16 protein-coding genes are annotated in these 18,670 nt (G+C 75.0%); 5 read left to right on the top strand and 11 right to left on the bottom strand.

The window, feature by feature from the left end; all coding sequences use genetic code 11:
• Nucleotides 1–75 precede the first annotated feature (75 nt).
• Together KPL60_RS04260 and KPL60_RS04255 are read left to right on the top strand one after the other, a co-directional pair.
• Nucleotides 76–591 (top strand): Lrp/AsnC family transcriptional regulator, encoded by a 516-nt coding sequence (locus KPL60_RS04260; protein WP_073574671.1) that lies wholly within the window; start codon nt 76–78, stop codon nt 589–591.
• Nucleotides 588–1,742 carry an aminotransferase class I/II-fold pyridoxal phosphate-dependent enzyme gene (locus KPL60_RS04255; protein WP_100877600.1) on the top strand — a complete coding sequence of 385 codons (1,155 nt, stop codon included), beginning with the start codon at nt 588–590 and terminating at the stop codon, nt 1,740–1,742. The genes KPL60_RS04260 and KPL60_RS04255 overlap by 4 nt, the downstream gene beginning before the upstream one ends.
• Before the next feature lie 161 nt (nt 1,743–1,903).
• Here KPL60_RS04255 and KPL60_RS04250 read toward each other — a convergent pair whose 3' ends face one another.
• From KPL60_RS04250 to KPL60_RS04230, 5 genes are all read right to left on the bottom strand, one after another.
• Entirely contained in the window at nt 1,904–2,779 is an 876-nt protein-coding gene (locus KPL60_RS04250) for a GDSL-type esterase/lipase family protein (RefSeq protein WP_226364977.1), read from the bottom strand.
• A gap of 96 nt (nt 2,780–2,875) precedes the next feature.
• Nucleotides 2,876–4,072: a hypothetical protein gene (locus KPL60_RS04245; RefSeq protein ID WP_226364976.1), complete on the bottom strand. Its 1,197-nt coding sequence runs from the start codon at nt 4,070–4,072 to the stop codon at nt 2,876–2,878.
• 11 nt (nt 4,073–4,083) lie between these two features.
• Entirely contained in the window at nt 4,084–5,025 is a 942-nt protein-coding gene (locus KPL60_RS04240) for a DUF389 domain-containing protein (protein ID WP_226357356.1), read from the bottom strand.
• Entirely contained in the window at nt 5,026–6,819 is a 1,794-nt protein-coding gene (aspS, locus tag KPL60_RS04235; RefSeq protein ID WP_226364975.1) for an aspartate--tRNA ligase, read from the bottom strand.
• A 58-nt stretch (nt 6,820–6,877) separates the two neighbouring features.
• Nucleotides 6,878–8,878: an intein-containing Rv2578c family radical SAM protein gene (locus tag KPL60_RS04230; protein ID WP_226364974.1), complete on the bottom strand. Its 2,001-nt coding sequence runs from the start codon at nt 8,876–8,878 to the stop codon at nt 6,878–6,880.
• A gap of 301 nt (nt 8,879–9,179) precedes the next feature.
• On the opposite strand from KPL60_RS04230, the gene KPL60_RS04225 reads away from it, so the two are divergent.
• The gene (locus KPL60_RS04225; RefSeq protein WP_226364973.1) at nt 9,180–10,535 is read left to right on the top strand and encodes a YibE/F family protein; all 1,356 of its coding nucleotides are present in this window, start codon (nt 9,180–9,182) and stop codon (nt 10,533–10,535) included.
• A 15-nt stretch (nt 10,536–10,550) separates the two neighbouring features.
• Here KPL60_RS04225 and KPL60_RS04220 read toward each other — a convergent pair whose 3' ends face one another.
• The 4 genes from KPL60_RS04220 to KPL60_RS04205 all read right to left on the bottom strand — a co-directional run bounded on the left by KPL60_RS04220 (nt 10,551) and on the right by KPL60_RS04205 (nt 14,246).
• Nucleotides 10,551–11,420, bottom strand: a complete 870-nt coding sequence (locus tag KPL60_RS04220; RefSeq protein ID WP_226364972.1) for a dioxygenase — start codon at nt 11,418–11,420, stop codon at nt 10,551–10,553.
• Entirely contained in the window at nt 11,417–12,214 is a 798-nt protein-coding gene (locus tag KPL60_RS04215; RefSeq protein ID WP_226357361.1) for a citryl-CoA lyase, read from the bottom strand. The genes KPL60_RS04220 and KPL60_RS04215 overlap by 4 nt, the downstream gene beginning before the upstream one ends.
• A complete protein-coding gene (locus tag KPL60_RS04210) occupies nt 12,211–13,362 on the bottom strand; it encodes a CaiB/BaiF CoA-transferase family protein (protein WP_226357362.1) in 1,152 nt (383 codons plus the stop codon). The genes KPL60_RS04215 and KPL60_RS04210 overlap by 4 nt, the downstream gene beginning before the upstream one ends.
• A 74-nt stretch (nt 13,363–13,436) precedes the next feature.
• On the bottom strand, nt 13,437–14,246 hold the full coding sequence (locus KPL60_RS04205) for an IclR family transcriptional regulator C-terminal domain-containing protein (protein ID WP_226364971.1): 810 nt from the start codon (nt 14,244–14,246) through the stop codon (nt 13,437–13,439).
• 128 nt (nt 14,247–14,374) lie between these two features.
• Between KPL60_RS04205 and KPL60_RS04200 the strand changes: the two genes are divergently transcribed.
• Nucleotides 14,375–15,796, top strand: coding sequence for an amidohydrolase family protein (locus KPL60_RS04200; protein ID WP_226364970.1), 1,422 nt, complete (start codon nt 14,375–14,377; stop codon nt 15,794–15,796).
• Here the strand turns inward: KPL60_RS04200 and KPL60_RS04195 are convergent, their stop codons facing one another.
• Together KPL60_RS04195 and hisS are read right to left on the bottom strand one after the other, a co-directional pair.
• Complete coding sequence (locus KPL60_RS04195) at nt 15,797–16,336, bottom strand: bifunctional 2-polyprenyl-6-hydroxyphenol methylase/3-demethylubiquinol 3-O-methyltransferase UbiG (RefSeq protein ID WP_226364969.1); 540 nt, start codon at nt 16,334–16,336, stop codon at nt 15,797–15,799.
• A 7-nt stretch (nt 16,337–16,343) separates the two neighbouring features.
• Entirely contained in the window at nt 16,344–17,645 is a 1,302-nt protein-coding gene (gene hisS / locus KPL60_RS04190) for a histidine--tRNA ligase (RefSeq protein WP_226364968.1), read from the bottom strand.
• Nucleotides 17,646–17,781: 136 nt separating this feature from the next.
• Here hisS and KPL60_RS04185 point away from each other — a divergent pair, with 136 nt between their 5' ends.
• Nucleotides 17,782–18,633 carry a peptidylprolyl isomerase gene (locus KPL60_RS04185; protein ID WP_226364967.1) on the top strand — a complete coding sequence of 284 codons (852 nt, stop codon included), beginning with the start codon at nt 17,782–17,784 and terminating at the stop codon, nt 18,631–18,633.
• Nucleotides 18,634–18,670: the final 37 nt, after the last annotated feature.

Here is an 18,670-nt window from a genome sequence, read left to right as displayed (position 1 = left end):
GGTCGGACGGGGCGGGCCGGCACCGACCCGCCCGGCCCGCGGAGCGGCGACGGGCGATCGTCGTAGGGTCACGCCGTGCGCGAGATCCTCGAGTTGCTCGAACGTGACGCGTCGTTGAGCCACGACACCGTCGCCACCATGCTGGGTCTGCCCCGGGACGAGGTCGACGCCCGGATCGCGGAGTGGGAACGCTCCGGGGTGATCCGCAGGCACAAGGCCGTCGTGGACTGGGCCCGGTACGAGGACGGCGGCAACGGCCACTCCGGCGCGGGCCGCGCCGGGGCGCAGGTGACGGCGTTCATCGACGTGTCGGTGGCCCCGGCCCGCGGGGTCGGGTTCGACGACGTCGCCGCCCGCATCTCCCGCTTCGACGAGGTCCGCGACTGCTACCTCGTCTCCGGTGGGCACGACCTGCGCTGCACGGTCGTCGGCCCGGACATCCGCGCGGTCAGCGACTTCGTGTCCCAGAAGCTGTCCACAATCGACCGGGTCCGTTCGACCGCCACGCACTTCGTGCTGGCCACGCACAAGCGTGACGGCGACTCCTTCGCCGAGCCGGAGCCCGACCACCGGCTGCCGGTGACCCCGTGAAAGCGCTCAACGCGACGATCTCGGCGATCCCGCCGTCGGGGATCCGGCGGTTCTTCGACATCGCCGCCGAGATGGACGACGTCATCTCCCTCGGTGTCGGTGAACCCGACTTCGTGACGCCGTGGCGGATCCGCGAGGCCGGGATCTACGCCCTGGAGCGCGGCTACACCACCTACACCGGCAACGCGGGCCTGCCGAAGCTGCGTGAGCTGGTGTGCGCGGACCTGGCGTCGCGCTACGACGCCCACTACGACCCCGCCACCGAGTGCCTGGTGACGACCGGGGTGTCCGAGGGGCTCGACCTGGCGTTCCGGGTGCTGCTGAACCCGGGCGAGGAGGTCATCGTCCCGGAGCCCTGCTACGTCGCCTACCAGCCGTGCGTGGCGTTCGCCGGTGGGGTGCCGGTCGGGGTGCCGACCCGCGCCGAGGACGGGTTCGCCATCGATATCGCCGCGGTCGAGGCCGCGGTGACGCCGCGGACGAAGGCGATCCTGATCGGCTCGCCGGCCAACCCGACCGGCGCGGTGCAGCCGCCCGAGGTGCTGCGCGAGCTCGTCGCGCTGGCCGAGCGGCACGACCTGTACCTGCTCTCCGACGAGATCTACGACCGCCTCACCTACACCGGCGCCCACACCTGCCTGGGCGCGGTCCCGGGTGCCCGGGAGCGGACGGTGGTCCTGGGCGGGTTCTCCAAGGCCCAGGCGATGACGGGGTGGCGGGTCGGCTGGCTCGCCGCGCCGGAGCCGATCGCGGAGCTGTGCCTGCGGGTGCACCAGTACACGATGCTGTGCGCGCCGCACATCTCGCAGATCGCCGCCGTGGAGGCGCTGACCAGCGCGGAGGGCGACGTCGCGGAGATGGTGGCCGACTACGACCGTCGCCGCCGGGTGTTCGTGAAGGGGCTGCGCGAGGCCGGGCTGGACTGCCCGGAGCCGGCGGGCGCGTTCTACGCGTTCCCCTCGATCCGCGCCTCCGGACTGGACTCGGAGACCTTCGCCGAGCGGCTGCTGCGGGAGGAGTCGGTCGCGGTCGTCCCGGGCAGCGTGTTCGGGCCCTCCGGCGAGGGGCACATCCGCTGCTCGTACGCGACGGCGCTGCCGCAGCTGGAGCAGGCCGTGGAGCGGATCGGGAACTTCCTGCGACGCCTGTGACCGGGCCGCACCCGGGCGATGTGCCGGCCGGGTAGTTCGCGGACGTGGTGGTGGAACTCGCACACCCCACGCCCGTTCCCCGGCTCCGTCGACCGCGTCGGGCCCGACCACCGCGGGCACGCCCCGCGCCGGAGTGGTCGACCGCGACCGGGTCGGCGGGATCAGGCGGGCACCTTCCGCGCCCGCGCCCCCTCCACGAGCCCCCGCACCATCACCGGCCCGAGGTCCCGGGACCGCCGCACGAGCCACGGCACCCCCTGCACCACCAGCCACGCCCCCCGCTGCCAGGCCGTCACCTCCCGCCCACCGGCGGCGTCGAGCCCGATCTCCCCCGGCACCGCGAACCCGGCGGCGCCGAGCAGCCTGGCGAAACCACGCGCGAGCAACCGGTGCCCCAGCTCGGACGGGTGCAACCGGTCCACGCTCCACGCCGCCGGGTCGTAGCTGCCGGCGGTGTCGAGGTCGAGGATCCCGACGGCGGACCGCCTCGTCGCAGCGACGGCGTCGGCCACCGCCCCGTCGACGGCCCCGTTCAGGGCGGCGATCCGGGTGGCGAGCGCCCGCTGCAACAGCCCCGGCAGCGGCCAGACGCGGGTGTGGTCGTGGAAACGGAGCAGCAGCACGGTCGCACCGGCCCGCAGCAGCAGCTCCAGCGACTCGGCGCAGTCCCGCCGGATCGCGGCCGGGTCGAAGTCCGAGCGCAGGGTGTCGTTCATCCCGGCGCACAGCACGACGACGTCGGGCCCCGACGCCGCGGCCGCGGGCACCTGCCCGTGCCGGGCGTCGGCCATCCGCGCCCCGGTCCGGGCGTGGTTGTCCAGCCGGACCGAGCCGGGGTGGGCGGGATCGTCGAGGGCGTCGCGCAGCAACGGGCCGAACCCGCGCCAGCCACCGCCGGGCAGGGGGTCACCCAGCCCGACGGCGGTGGAGTCGCCCAGCAGCACGAGGTGCCGGACGGGCCGCCCGGTCGCGCGCGGTACGGCGACGGGACGGACGGGGCGGAGGACCGGATCGACGACGGACGGACGCGCGGTCATCGGGGACACGCCGACACGATCACCGCCGCAGCCACCGTTTCCGTGTGCAACCGGTGACGGGTCCCGTACCGCCGTGGGAACTCTCGGGGCGGGCCCCTACCACTCGCCGCCGCGGAAGGCGGGGAACAGCGGCAGCGTCGACGACGCGTCCGGGAAACGGGTGTCGAGCGCGGTCACCACGGCCTCGGCCAGCGCGGCCGTGCCGGGCCGGGCGGTCGCCTCCGCTGTGACGCCGAGGCCCCGCCAGTAGTGCCGCAGCGCCGTGGAGATCCGCGGGGACCGGCCGGCGTCGGGACCGATCGGGCCGTCGCGCTCGGGCACCCGCGGCAGCAGCTGCCAGGTCGACCACCACACCCACAGCACCTGGGCGTCGGCGAGGCGCGACTCCAGCAGCTCGGGGTCGTCCAGCTCGGGCCACACCGGCGCGACCTCGGCCCGCCAGGCGTCGAGCATGGCGTCGGCGACGGCGTCGGGCAGGGCGAAGCTCGACGAGCAGCCGGGGAACGGCACCCGCACGTAGGCGGCGTCGAGGACGACGTCGCGGAAGCAGCCCCACTCGAAGTCGACGAACCGCACCCCGCGGCTGGTGACCAGGTTGTTGTCCGGGCAGGTGTCGGACGGGCTGAACGCGCGGAACCCGGTGCCGCCGAGCAGGCGCACCCCGCCCTGGGCCTCGAACAACGCCATCTCCGGCACCTCGACGCCGAGGATCCCGGCCAGCAGCTCCGGCAGACCGGCCAGCGCGGCACGGGCCTGGTCGGCGACCGGGTCCCGGCGCGCCTTCTCCCCCAGCCGGCGCAGCAGCGCCCCGAAGTCACCCTCCCGCCCGGCGGTCGCGGCCTGCATCCGGCCCAGGCCGCGGGCCCAGCCGAGCAGGCAGGTCCGGGCGGCCTGGGCGTCCGGGCCGAACAGCTTGTCGGCCAGGGTCAGGCTGCGGCCGAGGTCCTCCAGGACGAGCAGCCGCTGCAGCGGGTCGTGCGCGATGATCACCGGGCTGGGCCGGACGTCGCTGGGCAGCGCGGTGAACAGCTGGCAGGACGCGACCTCGTAGCGGAACGGGTCCGACGCCAGGTCCGCGCCGTCCTCGGGCGGCGCGTAGTGCTTCACGACGACGCTGCGCCGGTCGGAGAACGGGTTCTTCGCCATCCGGGCCCGGGCGACGACGGAGCGGCCGCTGCCGCCGAGGTCCTCGGGCTCGAACAGCTCGACCTCCGAGCCCGCCCGCCGCGACAGCAACCGCGCGGCCCCGGCCACCGCCGCGACCGCGCCGGGAGTCGACTGCGGATCGGTCATCGAAGGGGACCCTACCCTTCGGAGAGCGCGCGGTCCGCGCCCCGACGACGGGATCCGCGACGGGCCAGCACCAGCACCGCGGCCGCCGCACCGATGGCGCCCACCAGGTTGACCCCCAGCTGCAGCACCGACTGTGCCGCCTCGCTCCAGCGTCCCTCGATCACCGCGACCGAGGCGTAGGCGGCGGCCGGGACGGTCGTCACCGAGATGAACACCCCGACCAGCGCCGACGAGCGCGCCGAGGTCAGCGACAGCATCCCGGCCGCCCCGGCGAGCACGGCGACGACCAGCGAGAACGGCCCCACCTCGTAGATGAAGTCCATCTGCTCGAGACCGTCGAGCCCGGCGGAGGACAACCAGCCGAGCAGGTCGAACACCAGGGTCGCGACGGCGGTGACGGCCATCGCCAGCGGGAACCCGGCGGCGAGCGCGAGCGCACCGCGCGAGACCAGGTCGCGGCGGCGCAGCACCAGCCCGATCGCCATCGCCGCCATCGGGCCGAACTCCGGGCCCAGCACCATCGCCCCGACCACCGTGACCGGTGAGTCGGTGACCGCGCCGACGGCGGCGAGCAGGCAGGCGATGGTGAGGAAGGTCAGGAACGTCGCGGACAGCCGCGACTCCTCACCGGTGCGCTGGATCAGCTCGTCCCAGACGACGGCGTCGGCCCCGTCCCCCGGCGCGGCCTCCTCGGCGGCGTCGGCCCGGTCGGACAGCACCGTGTCGAGCTGTTCGAGGGTGATGCCGCCGTCGTGGTCGACGCCGAGGTCGGCGAGCCGGCCCAGCAGGTCGTCGGCGCACTCCCGGGCGACGTCGGCCTCGACCAGGTCACCGGCCGGGTGCACCGCCACCCCGGGGTGGACCACCAGGTGGGCCACCCCGGGTTCGGCGTCGAGGACGCTGCGGACCTCGACCGTCCGCCCGGGTGGGCAGACCACCCGCAGGTGCAGCACCTACGCGGCCGGGCCGGGCTTCTCCGGGGTGCGCTCGGGCTTCGCGTCGACGCCCGCCTCCTTGCGCTGGGCGGCGGTGATCGGCGCGGGGGCCTGGGTCAGCGGGTCGAACCCGCCACCGGTCTTCGGGAACGCGATGACCTCGCGGATCGAGTCGACGCCGGCGAGCAGCGCGGTGATCCGGTCCCAGCCGAACGCGATCCCGCCGTGCGGCGGCGGGCCGAACGAGAAGGCGTCGAGCAGGAAGCCGAACTTCTCCTGCGCCTCCTCCGCGGACAGGCCCATGATCTCGAAGACGCGCTTCTGCACGTCGGCCGAGTGGATACGGATCGAGCCGCCGCCGATCTCGTTGCCGTTGCAGACGATGTCGTAGGCGTAGGCCAGGGCGTTGCCCGGGTCCTTCTCGAAGGTGTCGATCCACTCCGGGGTCGGCGAGGTGAACGCGTGGTGCAGCGCGGTCCACGCACCGCCGCCGACGGCGACGTCGTCGGTGTCGGCGGCCGACTCGAACAGCGGCGCGTCGACGATCCAGACGAACGACCAGGCCGACTCGTCGATCACACCGGTCCGCCGCGCGATCTCGCCCCGGGCCGCACCGAGCAGCGCGCGGGCCTCGGCGGGCTTGCCGGCGGCGAAGAAGATGCAGTCGCCGGGGTTCGCGCCGACGGCCTCGGCCAGCCCGGACCGCTCGGCCTCGGACAGGTTCTTGACGACGGGGCCGCGCTCGTCGACCTGGCCGTCCTCACCGATCAGCACGTAGGCCAGGCCGCGGGCGCCGCGCTGCTTGGCCCACTCCTGCCAGCCGTCGAGCACCTTGCGGGGCTGCGACGCCCCGCCCGGCATGACGACGGCGCCGACGTAGGGGTTCTGGAAGACCCGGAACCCGGTGCCCGCGAAGTACGACGTGAGCTCGGTGAGCTCGATGTCGAAGCGCAGGTCGGGCTTGTCCGAGCCGTAGCGGGCCATCGCCTCGGCGTAGGGCATCCGGCGGATCGGGGCCTCGATCTCGTACCCGACGAGGCGCCACAGCGCGGTGAGGACCTTCTCGGCGAGTGCGATGACGTCGTCCTGCTCGACGAAGCTCATCTCGATGTCGAGCTGGGTGAACTCCGGCTGGCGGTCGGCGCGGAAGTCCTCGTCGCGGTAGCAGCGCGCGATCTGGTAGTACCGCTCCAGCCCGCCGACCATCAGCAGCTGCTTGAACAGCTGCGGGCTCTGCGGCAGCGCGTACCAGGAGCCGGGGCGCAGCCGGGCCGGGACGACGAAGTCGCGCGCACCCTCCGGGGTGGACCGGGTCAGGGTCGGCGTCTCGACCTCGATGAAGTCCTCGGCGGCGAGCACGTCGCGGGCGGCCTTGTTCACGTCGCTGCGCAGCTTCATCGCCGCGGCGGGCCCGGAACGGCGCAGGTCCAGGTAGCGGTGGGAGAGCCGGATCTCCTCGCCGACGCCGGTGTGCTCGTCGATCGGGAACGGCAGCGGCGCGGACTCCGACAGCACGGTCAGCTCGGTGACCGTGACCTCGATGTCGCCGGTCGGCAGGTCGGAGTTCTCGTTGCCCGCGGGCCGGCGGACGACCTCGCCGACGACCTGGATGCAGAACTCGGAGCGCAGCCGGTGGGCCCGCTCGGCCATCTCGCCCTCGCGGAACACGACCTGGGCCGATCCGGAGCGGTCCCGCAGGTCGATGAAGATCACGCCACCGTGATCGCGGCGGCGGGCCACCCATCCGGCGAGGGTCACGGTCTGGCCGGCGTTCTCGGCACGCAGCGTGCCGACGGGATGGGTTCGCATCACGGCGGTCAAGGCTATCGGCACCCCCCGGGCCGCCTGCCACCAGGTTTCCGGCGGGTTCTCACAGCAGGCTCAGCTGCCCGTCGCCGGGCTCCGCCGCCCGCGGCGCCGCGACCGGCTGCCGGGTCCACCCCGGGTCGCGCGGGTTCGGTTCGGGCCGGTCCAGGCCGTGCCGGGCCAGCAGCGGGGCGACCCGCCGGGCCAGAGCCCCGCGGTAGTCCCGGGTGGCGTAGGCCCCGCCGCGGTAGAGCCGCTCGTAGCGCGGCAACAGCGCGGGGTGGGTCCGCCCCAGCCAGGCCAGGAACCACTCCCGGGTCCCGGGACGCAGGTGCAGCGCGAGCACCGTGGCCCGGCTCGCCCCGGCGGCGGCGATCTCGCCCAGCAGGGCGTCGAGCGCCTCGGTGGAGTCGGTCAGCCACGGCAGCACCGGGGCCACCATGACCCCGCAGGGCAGGCCGGCGTCGGTGATCCGGCGGACCAGGTCGAGGCGGGCCCGCGGGCTCGGGGTGCCCGGCTCCAGGTGCGACTGCAGCTCCCGGTCCAGCAGCGCGATCGACACCCCGGTGCCGACGCGGACGTCGGCGTTCGCGGCCGCGAGCAGCGGAAGGTCCCGGCCCAGCACGGTGCCCTTGGTGAGGATGGAGAACGGCGTGCCGGAGCGGGCCAGCGCGGTGATCACCCCGGGCATCAGCCGGTAGCGGCCCTCCGCCCGCTGGTAGGGGTCGGTGTTGGTGCCCATCGCGACGTGCTCGCGCCGCCACGACGGCCGGGCCAGCTCCCGCTCCAGCACCCGCGCGACGTTCACCTTGACCACGATCTGGGAGTCGAAGTCCGCGCCCGCGTCGAGGTCGAGGTAGGTGTGGGTGTTGCGGGCGAAGCAGTTGTGGCTGACCACCCCGGCGGCGACGAAGTCCCCCGTGCCGGTGGTGATGTCGACCATCGGGCGGAGGGTGCCGGTGTCGCGGACCGCCACCACCCGCGGCGCTCCCCCGGGCGGCTCCTCGACGCGGGCACCGCCGACGTCGCGCACCCGGGCCACGGCCGGGTCGGTCACCGCGACCAGCCGCAGCTGCTCGGCGACCCCGCCCAGCACCCGCAGCGCCCGCACCCCGGGCCGGGCCGACGGCTCCGAGGCCACCCGGAACCCGAGCCGGCGCAGCGCGTCGACGCAGGCGCGGGCGAGCTCCTCGTCGCCGGGCACGATCCGCAGCACCCCGGCGGAGACCTCACCGCAGGCGTCGACGATCCCGCCGACGAACCCGGCCGACCAGCCGCGGGCGGGCCGCTGCGGCCAGGCCGTCGGCGACGGCGCGGGTGCCGCGAGCATCCCGGCGGCCACAGGCACCGGCCGTGCGGTCAGCAGGTGGTGGGCGCGGGCGAGCGCCTCCAGCTCGACCCAGCCGGTCGGGAACGGCTCGGCCCGCACCCGGCCGCGCACCGCGTCGGCCCGGACCAGCCCGCAGAGCCAGCCCTCGGCGTACCCGTCGGGCCGGGGCCCGCCCGGGACCGCGGCCGCACCGGGCCCGACCAGCGCCGTCCCCGGGCTCAGGTGCGGCCGGTCCGCCGAGGACCGGCAACGCCCCGGGCGCACGTGCGCCCAGCCGGAGGTGGTGAGGAAGCGGTGCTCGGCGGAGGTGACGAGCCGCGTGCCGTCGTCGAGGGTCACCTCCTGGGCACGGCGCCGCGTCGACCAGCGCGCGAGCACCGGGGTCCGGACGAAGCGGCGCCGCCCGCCGCCGTCGGTGACGGTGCCGACCACCTCGTCCCCCGGGCGCAGCTCCCCGATGGGCCGCGACCGGCCGTCGGCGGTGAGCACCGGGGTGTCCGGGACGAGGCAGTAGGTGCAGGCGTGCGAGCAGCCGCGGTAGGGGTTGACCGTCCAGCCGAACGGCACCGGCGACGACGACGGCACCCGGTTCAGCACCGAGCGCGCCTCGACCTCGTGGAACACCGTGTCCGCGAACCCGGGCGTGCGCACCGAGCGCAGCAACCCCCGCATCCCCGGCAGCGCCGTCGCGTTCCCGACACCGTCCGCCCCGACCTGCTGTCCGTCCCATCGCACCGCTCCAGTCGAACACAAGTTCGAACATCGGACAACCGGTCGTCGCCGGGCGGTCGCGTCCGGGCGAACGGCACCCCGCCAGGCGAAGATCGTTTGCAAGGATGCGGACGTGCCCCCGCCCCCGCCCGTCCCGCGCGACCCGTCCGCCCCCGACGGCGGGCGGCCCGCCGCCCCGCGGACGGGTGGGCGGCGGCGCGCCGAGGACCGGCCCCCGGGCGCCTCGGGCGGGCACCGGCTCCCGGCTGGCGAACCGGCGCGACACCGGGCACGTCAGGCACCCTCCCCGCGCCGTCCGGCCCCCGTGGAGAACCGCCCCGGGCCCGCACCGGCGGGCGGCGCGGCGGCGGACCCCGCCGACGGCACCGAGACCGGTCCGATCCCCCACCCCGGGCACCCGGGCGGCTGGGGCGACTGCCCCGGCCAGGCCGACCTCGGCGCGGCACCCGGCCCGGCGGCCCCGCCCGACCCCCGCCGGGGACACGGGCAGGGGCACCCACAGGGACACGGCCACGGACACGGACATGGCGCCGCCTCCCCCGCCGGGCGACGGGTGCGCAGGCTGCTGGTCGCGCTGCTCGTGCCGTGCGCGCTCGCGACGCTCGCCGGGGTGGCCCTGCTCTGGCCGGGCGCGACCCCGGTCCCGGAGATCCCGCCCACCCAGCAGGTGCACGGCACCGTCACCGCGGTGCAGGTCGCGGACTGCTCCCCCGGCGCCGGGGACCGTCGCTGCACCGGGGTGACGGTCGCACTGTCCGACGGACCGCGCGCCGGACGGGACCTGGTGCAGCTGGTGCCGAACGAGCCGTCGACGCCGCGGTTCGCGGTGGACGACCCGGTCACGCTGTCCTGGTCGGGCGCGAACCCCGACGACGCGGGCTCCTACCAGCTCGTGGACTTCCAGCGCGGCGCCCCGCTGGGGTGGCTGGCGGCGGCGTTCGCACTGGCCGTCGTCGTACTGGGGCGGCTGCGCGGGTTCGCGGCGCTGGTCAGCCTGGCGCTGAGCTTCGTCATCCTGCTGTGGTTCGTGCTGCCGGCGATCCTGTCCGGCGGCTCCCCGCTCGCGGTCGCCGTCACCGGCGCCTGCCTGATCATGTTCGTGGTGCTGTACCTGACCCACGGGTTCACCGCGCGGACCTCGTGCGCGGTGCTCGGCACGCTGGCCTCGCTCGCCCTGATCGGGGTGCTCGGCTACCTGTTCACCGTCACCTCGCGGCTCACCGGGCTCGACGACACCACCGCCACCCTGATCGGCACGCTCGGCCCCGGCGTGCCGATCGACCCGCGCGGCCTGGTGCTGGCCGGGCTGGTGATCGGCGCGCTCGGGGCGCTCGACGACGTCACCGTCACCCAGGCCTCCGCGGTGTGGGAACTGGGCGCGGCGAACCCCGAGCTGGGGGTGCGCGAGCTGTTCGCGGCCGGGATGCGGATCGGGCGCGACCACGTCGCGTCCGCGGTGAACACCCTGGTGCTGGCCTACGCCGGCGCCGCGCTCCCGCTGCTGCTGCTGTTCACGGTGGCGGCGGGCGGCGTGACCCAGGTGCTCACCAGCCAGGACGTGGCGACCGAGATCGTGCGGACCCTGGTGGGCAGCATCGGGCTGGTCGCCGCCGTCCCGGTGACGACCGGGCTGGCCGCGCTGGTCGTCGGCCGGCGCTGAGTCCGGTCCGGCGACCTAGCCGGCGGGCTGGAGCACGAAGTCGTAGCGGGCCTCGTACCAGGGGACCTCGCTGTGCCCGCCGTCCGGCGTGGGGCCGGGCTCGCGGCGGGTGAAGCCGACGACGAGCTCGCGCTTGACCCCGAACACGACGTCGGAGTCGAGGAACTCGGTGCCCTCCCGGAACAGGTGGGTGATCAGCGGCTCGTAGCCGGGCACGGCCAGCAGGAAGTGGATGTGCGCGGGCCGCATCGGGCTGATGTCGGTGCGCGAGACGAGGTCGCCGACGGGGCCGTCCATCGGGATCGCGTAACCGAGCGGGGCGATGGTGCGCAGGCAGTAGCCGCCGTCGTCGCCGGTGGTGTACTTCGCGCGCAGCCGGGCCTCGTCGACGTCGAGCTGGGCCTCGTAGGTGCCGTCGGCGTCGGACTGCCAGACGTCGAGGACGGCTCCGGTCACCGGGGTGCCGTCGAGCGCGCGGACGCTGCCGTGCACGAACAGCGGGTCGCCGGGCAGCCCGTCGGACATGTCCTCGCCGGAGGCCTTCTCCGGGGAGCCGTCGATGTGGAACGGGCCGAGCACCGTCGCCGGGGTCGCGGCCGGGTCGAGCCGGTGGTTCTGCTGGACGACGAGCATCGACAGCCCGAGCACGTCGGAGGCCAGGATGAACTCCTCGCGCTTGTCGTCGGAGATCTGCCCGGTGGCGGTCAGCCAGCGCACCGCGGCCATCCACTCGTCCTCGGTGAGGCGGGTCTCGCGGGCGAAGTCGTGCAGGTGCCGCACCAGGGCGGTCATCAGCTCGGCGGTGCGCGGGTCGTGCGCGGTCGCCCAGCGCGCGACGGCGGCGTCGGTGATCGTGTCCTCGGTGACGGTGGTGGGCTGCGTCATCGCAGGTCTCCCTCGGGCTCGTACGGGTCGGGGTCGACGGACCGGTTGTGCAGGTCCACCGACAGGAAGATGTCGTTCGCGACGGGGTGGCGCAGCTCCTCGGCGAGCTGGCCGATCAGGCCCGCGGTGCGGGCGAGCAGGGCGAAGCCGCGCAGCAGCTCCAGCGGCAGCCCGAGGTCGGCGAGCGCGGCGCCGCAGACCCCGGCGCCGTTGAGCGGCAGGGTGCGGCCGAGAACCTGCGAATGCACCCGGCCGATCGCGGCGAACAGGCTCAGGTGGTCGCCGAGCAGGCCCTCCTCGGCGGCGATCGCGAACAGCCGCGGGGTGCGGGGGTCGCCGTCCTTGTGGACGTGGTGGCCCAGGCCCGGCACGAACCGCTTCGCCGCCCGCTGGGCGGTGACGATCTCCAGCGCGACGGCGTCCCAGCCGTCGTCGGTGGTCGGGCGCTCGGCGGGCAGGTGGTCGTGCAGGAAGCGGCCGCAGTCCTCGGTGACGCCGAGGAAGCGCGACCCGCCCCCGAGCAGCCCGGCGGCGAGCGCGCCCTGCACCGAGTCCGGCGCGGACAGGTGGGTGAGCCGGGTGACGATCGCGGTCGGGGTGAACCCGTGGTCGGCCAGCGCGGCCAGCACCGCCTCGAACACCCGGGTCTCGCCGGGGGTGGGCCGGCGCTGGGTGGCCAGCCAGAACGCGAGCTCGCCGAACCCGACCGAGCCCATGACGTCGTCGGCGAGGTCGTGGCCGAGCAGGGTGATGGTGTCCTTCGTCGAGGCACCCAGGGCGGTCGGGTAGGTCATGAGTCGAGCCACTTCCTCAGGTCGGCGCCGTGCTCGTCGAGCCGCGGCGGGGGGAGCCGGTAGACGGCCGGGGTGGCGGAGAACCGGACCGGGTGCCGGGTGGTGGGCACCGCGCGGTCGCCCTCCCCGACGGTGACGACGGGGTCGAGCCCGAAGCGCTCGGCCATCGCGAACCCGCCGTCGATGGTCTGGATCGGCCCGGAGGGCACGCCGGCGGCGGTGAGCAGCTCGAACCACTCGACGGCACCCTTCGTCGCGAGCCGCTCGACCAGCAGCGGGCGCAGCTCCTCCCGGTTGACCGTGCGGTCGGCGTTGCGGGCGAAGCGCGGGTCGTCGGCGAGGGCGGGGACCTCGAGCACGCCGCAGAGCTTGCGGAACTGGGCGTCGTTGCCCGCGGCGACGATCAGGTCGTCGTCGGCGGTGGGCATCGGCTCGTAGGGGAACACCGAGGGGTGGGCGTTGCCCATCCGGTAGGGCACCGTCCCGCCGGCGACCCAGGCGGAGCTGTGGTTGACCAGCCCGGTCAGCGCGGAGGACAGCAGGTTGACCTCGACGTGCTGACCGGCGCCGGTGCGGTCGCGGTGGCGCAGCGCGGCGAGGACGCCGATCGCGGCGTGGTTGCCGGCCATCACGTCGAACACCGAGATGCCCGCGCGGTACGGCGGCCCGTCCGGGCCGCCGGTGAGGCTCATCAGCCCGGACATCGCCTGCACCATGAGGTCGTAGCCGGGGACGTGCGCGCCCGCGCCGGAGCCGAACCCGGAGATCGAGGCGTAGACCACACCGGGGTTGTCGGCGGCGACGGCCTCGTAGTCCAGCCCGAAGCGGGCCATCCCGCCGGGCCGCAGGTTCTCGATGACGACGTCGGCGCGGCGGGCGAGCTCGCGGGCCGCGGCGAGGTCGCCGGGGTCGCGCAGGTCGAGCGCGATCGACCGCTTCCCCCGGTTGATGCCGAGGTAGTAGGTGGCCTCGCCGTCGCGCTCGGGCGGGGTCCAGGTGCGGGTGTCGTCGCCCGCCGGTCCCTCGACCTTGATGACGTCGGCGCCCATGTCCGCCAGCAGCATCGTCGCGTACGGCCCGGCCAGGATCCGGGAGAAGTCGGCGACGAGTACGCCGTCGAGCGGCCCGCCGGTTCCGGGTTCCGCCATCGGTGTCCCTCCGAAGTGATCGCTGTGCGGACGAGTGTCCGCCAGACGATCGTGACCCCGGGCGCGGGCGGCGGTCAAGCCGTCGCCGACACCGTCACGTGCGGCGCGGAGGCGAGCCGGGCGAAGTCGGCACTGATGTCGCCCGCGGCCTGCAGCAGCAGCGGCAGGTGGTGTTCGAGCAGGGTCTCCAGCGAGGTCTCCGCGGCGTGACAGTTGACGTTGACCCCGGCGACGACCCGGCCCTCGCCGTCGCGCAGCGGGGCGGCGACCGAGCGGATGCCCGGGGCGAGCTGCTCGTCGGTCAGCGCCCAGCCGCGGGCGCGGACCTCGCGCAGCTCGGCGTCGCGCTCGGCGGACGCCGGGGCGTGCCGCGGGGTCAGCCCGGAGCGCGACGGCTCGGCCAGCACCCGCTCCAGCTCCTCGGGGGCCAGCGCGGCGAGCTGCACCTTCCCCAGCGACGTCGACGCGGCCGGGAACCGCGTTCCGATCTGCACCGACAGCGCGACGATCTTGGGCACCGCGACCCGCGCGACATAGACGATGTCGCTGCCGTCGAGCTGGGCGATCGAGCAGGACTCGTGGGTCCGCGCGACGAGGCGCTCCAGGTGCGGCCGGGCGACGTCCCACAGCCCGGTCGACCGGACGTAGGCCACGCCCAGGTCCAGCACCCGCGGGGTGAGGGCGTAGCCGCGCTCGCCGGAGCGGACGTAGCCGAGCTCGGTGAGGGTGAGCAGCACCCGGCGCACGGTCGGGCGGGCGAGCCCGGTCGCGCCCGCCAGGTCGGCGAGGGTCATCTCCGCCCGGCCGGGCCGGAAGGCGGTGATCACCTCGAGACCGCGGGCGAGCGCCTCGATGAAGTCCGGGCCGGTCCCGTCGCGTGCCATGGGCCCACGGTAGCCGGACACCCCCGCGACCCGGCCGTTGACAGCACAAGAAGGGTGCGCGACAGTGGCCGCCGTTCGTGCGATGTCCGCACAGCGGACGCTTGTCCGCAGGAATGAGGGGTGCGTCGATGAGCGTCGTCTTCCGCAACGGGACCGTCCTGACCGTGGACGCGGGCCGGACGGTCCTGTCCGGCCACGACGTCCTGGTGACCGGTGACCGGATCGCCGCCGTCGGGGTCGGTCTGGAGGTGCCCGAGGGCACCGAAGAGGTCGACGCGACCGGCGGGATCGTGATGCCGGGCATGGTCGACACCCACCGGCACATGTGGCAGACCTCGTTGCGCGGGTACGGCGCCGACTGGACGCTCACCCAGTACTTCGTCTGGAACTACCTGGAGTGGGGCAAGATCTTCCGCCCGGAGGACATCCACGCGGGGAACCTGCTCGCCGCGCTGGAGGCCCTCGACGCGGGCGTCACCACCACCGTCGACTGGTCGCACGGGCTGCAGACCCCGCAGCACGCCGACGCCGCCGTCGACGCTCTGACCTCCACCGCGGGCCGGTTCGTGCTCGCCTACGGCAACATCCACGACGCCCCCGCGAACTGGACCGCCGACCCCGGGTTCCGCGAGTTCGTGTCGCGGCGCATCACCCCCGGCGACGACATGCTCGGCTTCCAGCTCGCCTTCGACGTCACCGGTGACCCGGCGTTCCCCGAGCGCCCCGCGTTCGAGGTGGCCCGCGAGCTCGGCGTCGGCGTCACCACGCACGCCGGGGTGTGGGGCGCGACCAACGACGACGGCGTCCGGCTCATGCACGAGCACGGCTTCGCCGGGCCGGACACCGTCTACGTGCACGCCGCGACCCTGTCCGCGGACTCCTACCACCGGATCGCCGCCACCGGCGGCTCGGTGTCGGTGTCCACCGAGAGCGAGCAGAGCGCCGGGCAGGGCTACCCGCCCACCTGGGCGCTGCGCGAGCACGGGATCCCGGTGTCGCTGTCGATGGACACCTCGATGTGGTGGAGCGCGGACCTGTTCTCGGCGATGCGCACCACGCTGGGCGCCGACCGGTCCCGCGAGCACCTGGAGGCGCACGCGCGCGGGGACACCGTCACCCACTCGTCGCTGCGGGCCGAGCAGGTCGTGGAGTGGGCGACCCGCGGCGGGGCCCGCGCGATCGGGCGCAAGTCCGACCTCGGCTCGGTCGAGGTCGGCAAGAAGGCCGACCTGGTGCTGCTGCGCAACGACCACTCGCCGGTGTCGTTCCCGCTGCTCAACCCGCACGGTCACGTCGCGTTCCAGGCCCAGCGCGGCGACGTGCACACCGTCTTGGTGGACGGGCGCGTGGTGAAGCGCGACGGGCGCCTGGTCGACGTCGACCTCGCCGCCGCGCGGACCGCGGTCACCGCGACCGTCGAGCACCTGCGCGCCACGATGGGCGAGGAGGCCTGGCAGGCCGGGATGAACCCCGAGATCCCCGAGACCAAGGTCCTCGACAACCCCTACACCTACACCGACTACCGCAGCGCGGCCACGCACGGCGGCTGATCAGGCGGGGAGGCGGGCCACCAGGTGCGCCTCGCCGTTGCCCTCGCCGTGGGCGAGGACCTCGAGGCCGGCGAACGCGGCGGTCAGCTCACCGGGCACCGCCCGGAACGGGCCGCCCGCGTCGCCGACCTCGGACAGCACCGTGACCACCAGCAGCCCGCCCGGGGCGAGCGCCGCATGCAGCGCCGGGTAGAGCGCCGGGTCGCGGAACCGCTGACAGACGACGACGTCGTAGCGGTCGTCGTCGCGGGGGAAGCCGGCGTCGAGGTCGGCCTCCACCCAGCGCACCCGGACGTCGTGGGCGGCGGCCAGCCCGGCGCCCGCGGCGAGCCCGGCCGGGGACACGTCGACGGCGACGACGTCGAGCCCCCGCATCGCCAGCCACACCGCGACCGCGCCGCGCCCGCAGGCCACGTCCAGCGCCCGGCCCGAGGACGGGAGCAGGTCCGTGCGCCCGCGCATCGCGTCCGGCGGGAGCGGCGCCCCGGCCCCCGCGGCGGTGTGCCGGGCGTCCCAGCGTTCGCGGTCCGAGGCCGCCACCGCGGCCTCAGCCCGCCAGGGCGGTCACGACGGCGTCGGTGACCGCGTCCAGCGGGACGTCCTGCTGCTCGCCGGAGACGAGGTCCTTGAGCCCGACGGTGCCGTTCTCCAGGTCCCGGTCCCCCAGGACCAGCGCGAACCGCGCGCCGGACCGGTCGGCGGACTTCATCGCGCCCTTGAGCCCCCGGCCGCCGTAGGCCAGGTCGACCCGCAGGCCCCGGGCCCGCAGCTGCGCGGCGACCACGACCAGGCGGCGCTGCGCGGCGTCGCCGAGAGACACCCCGAACACCTCGACGCGGGCGTCCGACCAGGGCTGCACACCCTCGGCCCGGCAGGCGAGCAGCGTGCGGTCGACGCCGATGCCGAACCCGACGCCGGACAGCTCCGGTCCGCCGAGGGTCGCCATCAGGCCGTCGTAGCGGCCGCCGCCGCCGATGCCGGACTGCGCGCCGAGACCGTCGTGGACGAACTCGAAGGTGGTCTTGGTGTAGTAGTCCAGACCGCGGACCATGCGCGGGTTCGGCGTGTAGGCGACGCCGAGGTCGTCGAGGTGGGCCAGGACCCGGGCGTGGTGGTCGGCGGCGGCGTCGGACAGGTGGTCCATCAGCAGCGGCGCGTCGGCCATCGCGGCACGGACCTCGGGGCGCTTGTCGTCGAGCACGCGCAACGGGTTGATCTCCGCCCGGGCCCGGGTCGCCTCGTCGAGGTCGAGCCCGGCGAGGAAGTCCTGCAGCAGCGTGCGGTAGGCGGGGCGGCACTCGGCGTCGCCCAGCGAGGTGATCTCCAGCCGGTAGCCGGTCAGGCCGAGGGACTTGAAGCCCTCGTCGGCGATCGCGATGACCTCGGCGTCCAGCGCCGGGTCGTCCACACCGACCGCCTCGACGCCGACCTGCTGGAGCTGCCGGTAGCGCCCGGCCTGGGGCCGCTCGTAGCGGAAGAAGGGGCCCGCGTAGCGGAGCTTGACCGGCAGGCCCTGCTTGTCGAGGTTGTGCTCGATCACCGAGCGGACCACACCGGCGGTGCCCTCGGGGCGCAGCGTCACCGAGCGGTCGCCGCGGTCGGCGAAGGTGTACATCTCCTTGGAGACGACGTCGGTGGACTCCCCCACGCCGCGGGCGTAGAGGCCGGTGTCCTCGAACACCGGCAGCTCGATGTGGCCGTACCCGGCCCGCTCGGCGGCGGCGGCGAGGGTGTCCCGCACGTGCACGAACCCGGCCGAGGACGGCGGGAGGTACTCGGGGATGCCCTTCGGCGCGGCGAACGGCTCGGGCCTGCGGGCCCGGCTCACCTGCGGCTCGGTGGCGGTCACGGTTGCTGCACGTCCTCTCCGGGGATCAGATCGGGGTCGTCCCAGCCTAGAACCGGTGTCTCTCAGGTTTCTCCCCAGGTCGCCCCGATACCCTCACCGCGCGTACGAGTGATCAAGTCAGGGAGTTGGGCGGGACGTGGCGACGAACGAGCAGCGCCGGGAGGCGGCCAAGCGCAAGCTGGAGGCGCAGCAGGCCCACCGGGCCGAGCGGCAGCAGCAGCGCAAGCGGAACACGACGATCGCGGCCGTCGTGACGGTGCTGGTCGTGGTGCTGGCCGCGGTCGGGGTGTACGCACTGACCTCGGCCTGGGGCGGCTCCGACGACGCCGGGCAGAGCGCCGCGGCGGCGCCGCCCGCCGGGGACGGCCCGGACACCGCCGGTCGGCCGACCGTGCCGCTGCCGACGCGCCCGACGGCGCTGCCGGCATCGGTGGACTGCACCTACCCGAAGTCCCCCGAGCCCGCCTCGAAGCCGGTGAACCCGCCGGCCGCGGGCCCGACCTCGGCGCAGGGCACGGAGACGGCGAACCTGCAGACCAGCGCGGGTCCGATCGACCTCACGCTGGACCGCGGCCTGGCGCCGTGCACGGTCAACAGCTTCGTGAGCCTCGCCCGGCAGGGCTACTTCGACGGCACGTCCTGCCACCGGCTGACCACCAGCCCGGGCCTGCAGGTGCTGCAGTGCGGTGACCCGAGCGGCAGCGGGCGCGGCGGCCCCGGCTACTCCTTCGCCGACGAGGTGTTCCCCGGCCTCACCTACGGTCGCGGGCTGCTCGCGATGGCCAACGCCGGCCCGGACACCAACGGCAGCCAGTTCTTCATGATCTACGGCGACGCCCAGCTGCCGCCGAGCTACACCGTGTTCGGCTCGATCGGCTCCGAGGGCCTCGCGACGCTGGACAAGGTCGCCAAGGGCGGCGAGTCCGTCGGCTCCGGTGACGGCGTGCCGAGCATCCCGGTCGAGATCCAGCGCACCACCCTCGGCTGACCGGCTCCCCGGTCCGCCCCGGGTGGGGCGGGCCGGG

Origin of the sequence: Pseudonocardia sp. ICBG162, assembly GCF_020496225.1 — a bacterium.
Lineage (GTDB): Bacteria > Actinomycetota > Actinomycetes > Mycobacteriales > Pseudonocardiaceae > Pseudonocardia > Pseudonocardia alni.
The sequence above is the reverse complement of the archived record's forward strand: the minus strand, read 5'-3'. Positions and strand labels throughout refer to the sequence as shown.